The 11,467-nt window shown below is 45.3% G+C and carries 8 protein-coding genes; all 8 read left to right on the top strand.

All coding sequences use genetic code 11. The features are described 5' to 3' along the window. The first annotated feature begins 353 nt into the window (after positions 1-353). Positions 354-668 carry a DUF6660 family protein gene (locus CKK33_RS19915; protein WP_369803581.1) on the top strand — a complete coding sequence of 105 codons (315 nt, stop codon included), beginning with the start codon at positions 354-356 and terminating at the stop codon, positions 666-668. Positions 669-731: 63 nt separating this feature from the next. Beyond that, a complete protein-coding gene (locus CKK33_RS19760; protein WP_095705495.1) occupies positions 732-917 on the top strand; it encodes a hypothetical protein in 186 nt (61 codons plus the stop codon). A 6-nt stretch (positions 918-923) separates the two neighbouring features. Next, positions 924-5,297, top strand: coding sequence for a CusA/CzcA family heavy metal efflux RND transporter (locus tag CKK33_RS18270; RefSeq protein ID WP_095705494.1), 4,374 nt, complete (start codon positions 924-926; stop codon positions 5,295-5,297). Between the two features lie 8 nt (positions 5,298-5,305). Then, positions 5,306-6,541, top strand: coding sequence for an efflux RND transporter periplasmic adaptor subunit (locus CKK33_RS18265; RefSeq protein ID WP_095705493.1), 1,236 nt, complete (start codon positions 5,306-5,308; stop codon positions 6,539-6,541). Positions 6,542-6,601: 60 nt separating this feature from the next. Further along, a complete protein-coding gene (locus CKK33_RS18260; protein ID WP_198952499.1) occupies positions 6,602-8,725 on the top strand; it encodes a heavy metal translocating P-type ATPase in 2,124 nt (707 codons plus the stop codon). Next, the gene (locus tag CKK33_RS18255) at positions 8,718-10,028 is read left to right on the top strand and encodes an Nramp family divalent metal transporter (RefSeq protein ID WP_095705491.1); all 1,311 of its coding nucleotides are present in this window, start codon (positions 8,718-8,720) and stop codon (positions 10,026-10,028) included. Before CKK33_RS18260 ends, CKK33_RS18255 begins: the two co-directional genes overlap by 8 nt. After that, positions 9,947-10,702, top strand: coding sequence for a hypothetical protein (locus tag CKK33_RS18250; protein ID WP_143822996.1), 756 nt, complete (start codon positions 9,947-9,949; stop codon positions 10,700-10,702). Before CKK33_RS18255 ends, CKK33_RS18250 begins: the two co-directional genes overlap by 82 nt. Further along, complete coding sequence (locus CKK33_RS18245; protein WP_095705489.1) at positions 10,692-11,417, top strand: ZIP family metal transporter; 726 nt, start codon at positions 10,692-10,694, stop codon at positions 11,415-11,417. Before CKK33_RS18250 ends, CKK33_RS18245 begins: the two co-directional genes overlap by 11 nt. Positions 11,418-11,467 lie beyond the last annotated feature (50 nt).

Raw genomic sequence — 11,467 nt, 5'->3', positions numbered from 1 at the left:
CTCGACGCTAAAGACTGTTTCTCACCGTACAAATTTTAATTTCTTAAATAGTTAAATATAAATATTCTTATGCAAACTTAAAAAGTCAATAAAACTTGATCCATTCTGTTGCATTAAACGTTTAATGTTTTTGTGACTAAATTAGTAGATATAAACAGACGCGGACTTTGAGGCTTGCAACTTGATTGATTGTTTTGACTCAGTTATAATATACAATATGCGAAGCTGTTACAACTAATCAAATTGTTATATATTTACATCAGAAATCGGATGGATCCGATGATGCTTAACATGAATTTTGCTATAAAAGTGGAATTTGTATTTATAGATTTAGTTGTGTATTTTTGCCAATAATGAAATTTTGGAGTTTATTTATGTGCGCTGTGATACTTGTGCTGGGGCTCATGCCCTGCAAAGACAGTAATGCCGCGTCTAAAACGCTCACAAAAGTAGCCGTCGATCAAGGCCACCGGGGGGCTAACCCGGTTCAGGATCATTGTTCCCCGTTTTGTCAGTGTTCCTGTTGTAATTCGCCAACACTAACCGTTATAAGACCCCTATTATTTTCAATACCCGTAGAGGTGTTAAAGTTCTATCCGGAACTGCCTACATCAAAGATCAAAAACAGGAGCATAGTTATTTGGCAACCTCCCAAATTATTTTCCTAAGACTTCTCTTCTCTCTCATGCTAAACGCGTGAAAATTTCTATTTAATAATTTATTCATCAGGTATGGCTCGAAAAAAGAGAGCACTGCCAAACAAGCACCGTGTGGTTTACTATGGAAAAAAAATCCAGCCTAAACCAACATGGATGCGCGTTATCAGAATTATTTCACTGGTCATTATTGTGATCGTAATGGTTCTGGCGATGATTGGCATTGCCATGAAATATTACCATATGGTAACTAAGCACTAAATTCACATGTTAAATAAAATAATCAATTTTTCCATCAATAATAAGTTGGTCATTGGGCTATTTACGCTCGCCCTGATCGCTTGGGGAATTTATTCTTTGAATAAATTGCCTATAGACGCCGTTCCCGATATTACTAACAATCAGGTACAGGTAATCACGCTCAGCCCGTCCCTTGCCACGCAGGAAGTGGAAAGACTTATCTCCTACCCGGTAGAGCAAACGATGGCTACCATTCCCGAGATAGAGCAAGTACGTTCACTATCCCGTTTCGGACTTTCGGTGGTTACTATCGTTTTTCACGATAAGGTAGACATTTATTGGGCACGGCAGCAGGTTAACGAAAAGCTGTCCGAAGCAAAAAATAATATTCCGGCTGGTCTTGGTAACCCCGAAATCTCGCCCATATCAACCGGTCTTGGTGAGATCTATCAATACGTAATTCACGCTAAACCCGGTTTTGAAAAGAAGTATGATGCCCGCGAATTACGGAGCATCCAAGACTGGATCGTTCGCAGGCAACTGCTTGGTACCCCAGGGATCGCCGAAGTCAACAGTTTTGGAGGTTTACTTAAGCAATATGAGATCGCCCTTGACCCGGACAAGCTGCGCAGTTTAAATTTAAGTATCAGCGATGTATTTAATGCACTGGAACAAAATAACCAAAATACCGGCGGAGCCTACATCGATAAAAAGCCGAATGCCTATTTTATTCGCAGTGAAGGTCTGGTCGGTACCGTTGATGATATCAACAAGATCGTAGTCAAGAACAATGCAAATGGTTTACCCGTACTCATTAGGGATATCGCAAACGTAGGGATCAGCAATTCCATACGCTATGGTGCTTTAACCCGTTCGACGACGAATAGTGAAGGCGAAGCTGTCGGCGGCATTGTAATGATGCTCAAAGGCGCCAATGCTAACAATGTCGTTAAGCTGGTAAAAGAAAAGATCACACGTATTAACAAAACACTACCCGAGGGGGTGACCGTAGAGCCGTTCCTTGACCGCAGCGCGTTAGTCGACAGGGCAATCGGCACCGTCGCTAAAAACCTGATCGAGGGTGCACTTATTGTAATTTTCGTACTGGTGCTATTCCTCGGGAACATCAGGGCAGGTCTTGTCGTTGCCTCGGTTATACCGCTGGCGATGCTTTTTGCTATTTGCCTGATGAACGTTTTCGGCGTTTCAGGTAATTTGATGAGTCTTGGCGCGATCGATTTCGGCCTTATAGTCGATGGTGCCGTTATTATCGTGGAAGCGACCATGCATGTGCTAGCGGTCAATAATCCAGGACGCCCCTTTACGCAAAAGGAGATGAACGAGCAGGTCGAGCAGTCTGCCGGAAGAATGATGAGCGCTGCTGCGTTTGGTCAGATCATTATCCTGATCGTTTATCTCCCTATCCTGGCCCTTGTCGGAATTGAAGGCAAAATGTTCGGCCCTATGGCACAAACGGTATCTTTTGCCATACTTGGCGCATTCTTACTGTCGCTAACTTATGTACCTATGGTTTCTTCACTGGCCTTAAGTAAGAACCAAAGTCATAAAAAGAATTTTTCTGACCGGATGATGGATGCGATCCACCGCCGTTACTTGCCGCTGATCAAAGGCGCACTGAACAAACGGCTGATCGTAGTAGGTAGTTCAGTTGCTTTGCTTGTTGTCAGCATATTCGTCTTTACCCGTATGGGAGGTGAATTTATCCCGACGCTGGAAGAAGGTGACTTTGCCGTGGAAACCCGCCTGCTCACCGGCAGTTCCCTTTCGCAAACCATCGATAAAGTCAATCAGGCCTCTCAAATCCTCGTGAAGAAGTTTCCCGAAGTTAAAGAGGTTATCGGTAAAATCGGCGCAGCGGAGATTCCGACCGATCCAATGCCTATGGATGCCTGCGATCTCACGGTCATCCTGAAGGACAAAAAGGAATGGACCACGACGCACAGCCGCGAAGAATTGGCTAATCTTATGGCAGAAGCATTAGAGGAAGTTCCGGGTGTGACATTCGGTTTTTCACAACCTATCCAGCTACGCTCTAATGAACTCATCTCGGGTGTGCGGCAGGATATCGGAATCAAAATATTCGGAGATGATCTCGACGGACTTACTGATCTTTCTAAAAAAATCGGCAAGATCGTTAGTTCAGTACAGGGAGCGAAAGACGTTTACCTGGAACAGGCTACCGGCTTACCGCAAATTGTGGTCAAGATCAACCGGGACAAAGTAGCCCAGTACGGTCTAAGCATTGGTACGGTTAATCAGGCGCTTAATACCGCGTTTGCCGGTCAATCGGCGGGTTTGGTCTATGAGGGTGAGAAACGTTATGATATGGTGGTCCGCCTTTCTCTGGCCAATCGCCAGGGCATTAATGATGTCAAAAATCTCTACGTGACCGCACCAAATGGTAACCAGGTGCCGATGGAACAATTGGCTGATGTATCTTTCCAGATCGGACCTAACCAGATCCAGCGCGAAGATACCAAAAGGCGCATCATCGTCGGGTTGAACGTACGTGGCCGGGATATTCAAAGTGTGGTTACCGAAATTCAACAGAAGATAGACCAACAGATCAAACTGCCTGCAGGGTACTATATTACTTACGGCGGACAGTTCGAGAACCTAAAAGAAGCAACCAAGCGCCTTTCAGTAGCGGTACCGGTGGCTTTGTTGCTTATCATTTTGCTGCTTTATTTTTCTTTTGGTTCATTTAACCAGTCCATACTTATTTTCTCAGCCATACCTATGGCCGCCATCGGCGGTGTATTCGCCCTGCTTATACGGGGAATGCCGTTCAGTATTTCCGCTGGCGTCGGTTTTATCGCACTATTCGGTGTAGCGGTGCTGAATGGTATCGTTCTGATCACCGAATTTAACCGTTTGAAAAAATCAGGCAAAAAAGATCTGAAAGCGATCGTCCTGGAGGGTACTGAAGTTCGCCTCAGGCCTGTATTAATGACTGCAACCGTGGCTTCGCTCGGGTTCCTGCCGATGGCGATCTCCACTGCGGCCGGTGCCGAAGTACAGAAACCACTGGCTACTGTTGTGATAGGCGGACTCATCACTTCTACTATTCTAACTTTAATTGTTTTACCTGTGTTATATACCTATTTCGAAAAATGGCGGGAGACCAAAAAGGTTAAGGCTGTGCCGGTTGCCGTTATAGCCCTGCTGGTTTTATTCGGGTTACCTGCTAAAGCCCAGACTGTTCCAACTCAACCATTGAGTATCCAGCAGGCGATCAGTACAGCCGTTGCGAACAATCAAAATGTGCAATCATCGCGCCTGCAGATTACCCAGCAGCAAGCGCTTAAAGGCAGCGCAACTGAACTGGGAAAAACGGATTTCAATATTCAATATGGGCAGATCAATAGTGTAAAAAGGGATAATAACATCAGCATTCAGCAGAATATTCCATTCCCGGGCTTATACAAAAATCAGCGCGAGGTTTACAACGCCCGGATCGGCGCAGCGGAGATCGGCCTGAACGTGACAAAAAATCAGCTTACGTATGAGGTCAGACAGGCCTATACACAGCTCACCTATTTTGTTGCACTGCAAAAGCTGTACTTCACTCAGGATTCCATTTACAGTGCCTTTCTAAAGGCAGCCGGGCTTCGTTACAAGACCGGCGAAACAAACCTGCTTGAAAAGACCACTGCGGAAACACAATACAATGAGGTCAAAAATCAGATGATGAAAAACCAGTCTGATATATTAGCGGCAAAATCGGAGCTCAAACGTTTGCTTAACACCGCAGATAGTGTGACCGTGATGCCGGAACAATTCGTTAAAACAACGGAGGTAGTTCCTTTTTCAGACAGCAGTATTGTGAGAAACCCGCTGCTGGCCTACCAAAAACAGCAGATCGTGATCGCTGATAAAAATATCCGTTTAGAGAAATCACGCTCCGGGCCTGATTTTACGGTAGGCTATTTCAACCAGTCACTGATCGGTATACAGAATATCAATGGGCAAGACCGCAGCTTTTCAGGCTCGAACCGCTTCCAGGGAATACAGGCCGGTATTTCAGTCCCCTTATTTTTCAAACCTTACGCGGCACGAATAAAGGCAGCAAAGATTGACAAACAGGTTTCCGAATCCCAGTATAACCTCTACCAGGTCAATCTGCAAAGCCAGTATCAGCAAGCCTATCAGGATGTGTTGAAGAACGCGCGAAGCATCGAATATTATGAACAGAGCGCGCTGCCAAATACCAACCTTATCCTGAAACAAGGTCAGATCGCGTTTCAGAGCGGAGATATCGGCTATATCGAATTTGCCCAGGCGCTCCGTACCTATTCTGAGATCAGGTTCAATTACCTGCAAGCTATTAATCAATACAATCAATCTGTTTACACGCTCCAATACCTTATCGGTTTATAATTAAGCATATGAAATTTACCATTCAATCCATAGGAAAACTGGCTGTTACTATAGCCCTCCCATTCTTCATCAGTTCTTGCGGCAGCAAGCCGGCGGAAAATTCTACTGCCGAGGCCAAGCCGGATACGGCCCATCAAGAAGATAAAAATACCGTAGAAGTGACCGCAGCCCAATACAAGGCGATCGATATTAGTTTAGGTTCAGCAGAACCTAAAAACCTTGCCGGACTACTGAAAGTTAATGGCTTTATCGATGTTCCGCCACAGAACCTTGTCAGTATTACCACACAGATGGGTGGGATCGTCAAATCCACGCCATTATTGCAGGGCAGCAGTGTGAGCAAAGGCGAAGTGATCGCCGTTCTGCAAAACCAGGACTATGTACAGCTGCAACAAGACTATCTGGAGAGCAAGAGTCAATTGGAGCTAAGTGATACAGAATACAAAAGGCAGCAGGAACTGTCTCAGCAAAATGTCAATTCTCAAAAGGTCTTGCAACAATCCAAAGCGCAGTACCAGACGATGCTGGCAAGAGAAAATGCCCTGAAGCAGCGCCTCCGGCTGATCAATATTAGCCCGGAGAGCTTGACGGCAGGCAATATCCGAAGTTCTATCAATATCTACGCGCCGATCAGCGGCTATGTAACTAAGGTTAATGTGAATACCGGCAAGTTTGTTAATCCCAATGATGTTATGTTCGAGATCGTAAACAGTTCCAACTTGCATGTTGAACTGAATGTTTTCGAAAAAGATGCGGAAAAAGTTAAACCGGGGCAAAAGGTTCGCTTTAACCTTTCCAACGATTCAACAGACCGCATAGCGGTTGTTCAGCTTGTGGGGCGCGAGATCAATGCGGATAAAACGGTTACAGTGCACGCTATTGCCAAGGGCAGCATCAAATTTATTCCCGGGACCTATTTGAAAGCCTATATCGAAACCGGGACGAGCCAAGTCACCGCGTTGCCGGAAACGGCCATCGTCGATTTTCAGGGTAAAAAATATGTTTTTGTACACACGGAGGTAAAACAAAGTAATGCCCACCAGCATGAAAAAGATGAACCGGAAAGTATAAAAGAAGCAGCCGGGGAATCATTTCATTTTGAAATGGTTGAAGTGACCACCGGCATATCCGACGGTGGGTTTACTGAGGTGCAATTATCTACCGACCAGCCTTTCAAAGGAAGGATCGTATTGAAAGGCGCCTATGACCTACTATCTAAAATGAAAAACAGCGAAGAAGAGTAAGCCGTTATGATGGGCCTGTTTAAATATTTAATACCAAACGCTATGAAAAACAACAAAAATATGACATCGGCAGTAAAGGGAGAACCAGTAAAGAAAACAGCAGGTTCATCTTCAGACGGCATAAAAAAAGGCAAACCTAAGGCAAAAGATGCGCCCAAAGACGGGCATAACCACAAAGAGGGAGATGACCACGATGAAGAAGAAGGCCATGAGCATGGCGGAATTTTCGGAAAAAACACGGAAATGATCTTCGCTGCCATTTGCGGTGCGGCACTTGGAGCTGGCTGGGGCCTTACATTCGTTACCGGCCTGCCTTCCTGGATAAGCCTGTCCCTCTATATCGTCGCATATTTCTTTGGAGCATTCTTCACGGCCAGGGAAGCAGTGCAGACCATTCTTAAGGGTGGCTTCGAGATCGATTTCCTGATGCTTGTGGCGGCTATCGGGGCGGCTATTTTAGGCTCCTGGGCTGAAGGCGCATTATTGTTGTTCCTGTTCAGCCTGGGGCACTCCCTGGAACATTACGCGATGGCCAAAGCCCGAAAATCTATCGCGGCACTTACCAGTCTCGCACCGCCTACGGCGCTCGTTTCACGCGACGGCAAACAGGAAGAAGTTCGAATTGAAGAACTGGTGTTAGGTGACGTCATTATTATTAAACCTAACAGCAAGATACCGGCCGATGGTGTAGTCGTTAAAGGTGAAAGCAGTGTGAACCAGGCACCGATCACGGGCGAAAGTGTGCCAGTAGATAAATCTCCGGTGCCTGATGCCGGAAAAGATTATAGCAAGGATGTCAGCATCAAACCGCAATACAGGGTTTTTGCAGGAACGATCAACGGTGCTTCCGCTTTAGAGGTGAAAGTGATCAAAGAGGCCAAAGATTCTACCATATCCCGTTTGGTGAAAATGGTCAACGAAGCAGAAAAGCAAAAATCTCCGACTCAGCTGTTCACCGATAAATTCGAAAAGTTCTTCGTGCCGGCAGTGTTAATCTTGGTTACAGCGCTGTGTTTTGCTTACCTGGTGATTGATGAACCGTTCAGCAAAAGCTTTTACCGCGCCATGTCGGTGCTGGTTGCAGCAAGCCCTTGTGCTCTTGCGATATCAACGCCAAGCGCCGTACTTGCCGGCGTAGCCCGTGCAGCCCGTGGTGGTGTGCTCATCAAAGGCGGAAGACCCTTGGAGGACCTCGGTTCTCTGAATGCAATTGCTTTTGACAAAACCGGAACTTTAACGGAAGGCAAGCCGCAATTAACTAATGCGATCCCATTTGATAAAATAACCGAAGAGGAACTGCTGACAGTGGCGGTAGCGGTGGAAAAATTAAGTGACCACCCCCTCGCAGAGGCTATCGTTAATGGAGCCATGGAAAAACTGAAAAAGGCCCATATCCCGGAAGCGCATCATGTGAAAGGTATTACAGGCAGGGGCGTACAAGCTGAAGTTAACGGAAAAAAAGTTCTTATTGGGAATAAAGCGTTATTTGCAAAAAGCATACCCGATGGGATACTTAAGCAAGTTGAAGACCTGGAAAAGCAAGGACATACAACGATGCTGGTCAAAAGGGACAAGGATTTCATCGGCTTACTGTCGTTAATGGATGTACCGCGCAAAGAAGCCAAGCACGTCCTTTCTGAACTAAGCGGTTTAGGTATCAAAAAAATGATCATGCTCACCGGTGATAACCAGCAGGTCGCGGATTCGGTTGCCAAACAGATCGGCATTACGGAGGCCTGGGGCGACCTGATGCCGGAAGACAAGGTGAAGGCTGTACAAAAACTGGACAAGTCGGAAAAAATGGTTGCCATGATTGGCGACGGTGTGAATGACGCGCCGGCTATGGCCAAAAGTACTGTAGGCATCGCTATGGGAGCTGCGGGGTCAGATGTAGCATTAGAAACCGCTGATATTGCCTTGATGGGGGATAAACTGGAAAGCCTGCCATTTGCTATTGGATTGAGTCGTAAAGCAAAGGGTATCATCAAACAAAATCTTTGGATCAGCCTGGGTGTAGTAGCTGCACTGATACCGCTTACCATTTTAGGCATCGCCTCAATCGGGCCGGCCGTGATCGCTCACGAGGGATCAACCTTACTTGTTGTGTTCAACGCACTTCGGCTGCTGGCTTATGATAATGACCATAAAAATGTAGCTAAAACGGAAAAGAAAAAAGATGCTTAAAAAAGTAAAAAAATTCTTCGGCGCGTTAGGGCCGGGGATCGTAACAGGTGCAAGTGACGACGACCCGTCGGGTATCGCGACTTATTCACAGGCAGGCGCAAAATATGGTATCGCTACATTATGGACGGTGCTAATTACTTTCCCCTTGATGGCCGCCATCCAGGAAATGTGCGCCAGAATCGGCCTGATTACTTCCGCGGGGCTGACCACTACGCTGAAAAAGCACTATGGTAAACCTGTGCTTTATCTGATGGTGATTTTCAGCGTTCCTGCTATAATCCTGAATATCGGGGCGGATATCGCCGCGATGGGCGCGGTTGCTAATCTGCTGTTTCCATCGGTTCGGGCCATTTTTTTCAGTATACTCTTTACAGGCCTGCTGTTATTTTTTATTGTGTACCTGCCTTATCAAAAGTTAGCCGCAGTGCTGAAGTATTTATGCCTCACCTTGTTGTTGTATATCGCTGTGCCTTTTTTTACTAAACCCGACTGGGGTATAGTCTTAAAGCAAACACTGATGCCGACGATCAAATGGGATAAGGATTTTATAGGCGTGTTGGTGGCGATATTAGGCACGACCATCTCCCCCTACCTGTTTTTCTGGCAAACCGCTATGGAAGCTGAAGATGTAAAAGCGGTTAAAAGGCAGATCATGATCAATAAAAGATTGTTGTCTGTTAGCGATAGTTTTCCCGACAACGGCAAAAAACGCGAAAGCCGGCTGTTGGAACTACTGATCCAAAAAATGAGCATTGATGTTAATCTGGGTATGTTCCTTTCCAACCTGATCATGTTTTTTACCATACTGGCGACCGGTACCGCATTATATAGCCACGGTATCAGAAATATTGATACGGTTGAGCAGGCGGCTAAAGCTCTGGAACCTGTTGCCGGTAAATTTTCCTATTTGCTGTTTGCATTAGGGATTATTGGAACTGGATTTTTAGCCATCCCGGTATTAAGCGGCTCCTTGTCCTATATCGTAACGGAAACCTTCGGCCTGAAAGGTAACCTGGATAAAAAATTTCGCAAGGCGAAAGCTTTCTATGCGATTTTGATCGTTTCGGTATTGCTCGGGTTGAGTATCAACTATTTCGGGATCAACCCGGTTGATGCGCTGCTATATACGGCTATCCTTTATGGGGTAACTTGTCCGGTGATCATAGCTATCGTATTGCATATCGCCAACAATAAAAAGATTATGGGTAATTATACAAATAAATGGCTATCCAATACACTGGGTGGTCTTTGCCTGCTGGTCATGACCGCAGGGGCGGGTTTTCTTATTTACCTCCAATTCTGAAAATGATGATGAAGGAGATAGATATGAAATTTCCTGTACAACTGGTCGGGCTGGTATTCTTCAGCGTGATCACTTTTACGTGCCTGGCTAACGCTGCGCTAACCACAAAGTTAGCGGTTATCAATCGGCAGGTAGGTCAGGGGATCAATAGCGCCCGGTTTCCTTTGATGGATACTCTTTCGCCGCACTTTGGAAATTTTTACTTCTGGATTCCTTTTTATTGTTGCCTGGTCTTATTATTAATCGGTCTCGACCGGGTAAAGTTTTTCAGAAACTGCGTATTTCTTGGGGCCTATCTCGTCATCGCGGGTTTATCTGCTTATGGATTAAACAGCATTGGCACGAAGATTTTTTCTTGTAATCAATTCCATTATAATTATAGCGCCATTGTTTCTGTGGATTGCTCATTCGTCTGTTTAAAAACCACGCTTTTCTTCGGCGCTGCAATTTTTGTCAGTCTTTATTTGGATAAAAGATTTACCGTGATCAAGGTATTGATGTTGATTTTTGCCTTGATCTTTATTTATAACCTGATCTATTTAGGTGATGATCTGCCGGTTACCGTGTTATTAGGTATGGGCACAGGGCTGATCAGCGCAATTGTTTGCCGTACCTGGTTTAAGCGATTAGGTGCCGAATCAACTGTAAAAAAACTATACCGAAATGAACACTAAAGAAATCCTGTTTTCCATTATTCCGGTGCTACTGTTATGTGCTGGCGGTCTTATCGCTTTATACCGGCCGCCTGGCGCAGTCGTGAAAAGTTTTGTGCTTCACTTTGCTGCAGGCGTAGTGTTCTCCGTGGTCGCCGTTGAGCTTTTGCCGGATATGATCAAAATACACGATGCGAAATCTATCATAATTGGGTTTACAATGGGTATAACGGCAATGCTGCTAATCAAACATTATACCGAGAAACTGGCGAATAAGGAGAGCATTATAAAAGAAAGCAAATCACTTCCCTGGGGAATACTGACGGCTATCAGTGTTGACTTGTTACTCGATGGCATCTTGTTGGGAATCGGCTTTGCCGCCGGAGCAAAAGAAGGTGTATTGCTGGCATTAGCGCTTGCGCTGGAATGTTTTTCTCTCGGTATGGCAACAGTAACCACTTTGCAGGAATCATCTTTGCCGAAGAAAACTGTCATGATCATCTTATTAGGATTAAGCGGGTTATTTATCATTGGTGCACTGATTGGCTTGTTGCTATTACATGCGGCAGGTGACAAAGTATTAGAGCTGATCCTGTCTTTCGGTTCAGCGGCACTTTTATTCCTGGTTACCGAAGAATTGCTGGTAGAAGCACACGAAGAGCGCGATTCTCCATTTTTAACGGCTGCTTTTTTCGGCGGCTTTTTAATTTTTATGATCCTGGGAATGGTAATTTGACCAGTAAGGATTTCAGTAAAGAAAACATGATAACAAAAACAAAATTTAAC

Origin of the sequence: Mucilaginibacter sp. MD40 (assembly GCF_002288635.1) — a bacterium.
Taxonomy (GTDB): domain Bacteria; phylum Bacteroidota; class Bacteroidia; order Sphingobacteriales; family Sphingobacteriaceae; genus Mucilaginibacter.
Note: the sequence above shows the minus strand (reverse complement) of the source record. Positions and strands in the feature narration are given on the sequence as shown.